We start from the raw sequence: 382 nt of genomic DNA, 5'->3' as shown, positions 1-382 counted from the left end.
GGCCGCGGGCGCCTTGTCGCAGCGGCCGATGCACGGCGCGGCCAGCACGCGCACGTCGGTGCCGAGGATCGCGGGCAGGCGATTCAACAAATCGCGCGCGCCGGCCAGTTCGCACGACAGGCCGGCGCACACGCGCACGGTGAGCGCGGGCGGCGCAGCCTCGCCGTCGCGCAGCACGTCGAAGTGGTGGTAGAACGTGGCCACTTCGTAGACCTCGGACTGCGCCAGCTTGAGCTCCTGCGCCAGCGCGGCCAGGTGCGCCGCGGACAAGGCGCCGTAGCGGTCCTGGATCTTGTGCAGGTGCTCGATCAGCAGGTCGCGCCGCCGAGGCGCATCCCCCAGCACCGCCTGCACGTCGGCGAGCGCCTGCGGGCCGGCACGG

Annotated in this window: 1 protein-coding gene; it reads right to left on the bottom strand. The window is 73.8% G+C overall.

Annotated features, from left to right (window positions below; all coding sequences use genetic code 11):
* Nucleotides 1–382 (bottom strand): NAD(P)H-dependent oxidoreductase subunit E (locus tag ACEN88_RS34575; RefSeq protein WP_413346919.1); only part of this gene is annotated, 382 nt, incomplete at both ends.

This window comes from Massilia sp. CT11-108 (genome assembly GCF_047302915.1).
GTDB lineage: Bacteria > Pseudomonadota > Gammaproteobacteria > Burkholderiales > Burkholderiaceae_D > Telluria > Telluria orientalis.
Note: the sequence above shows the minus strand (reverse complement) of the source record. Positions and strands in the feature narration are given on the sequence as shown.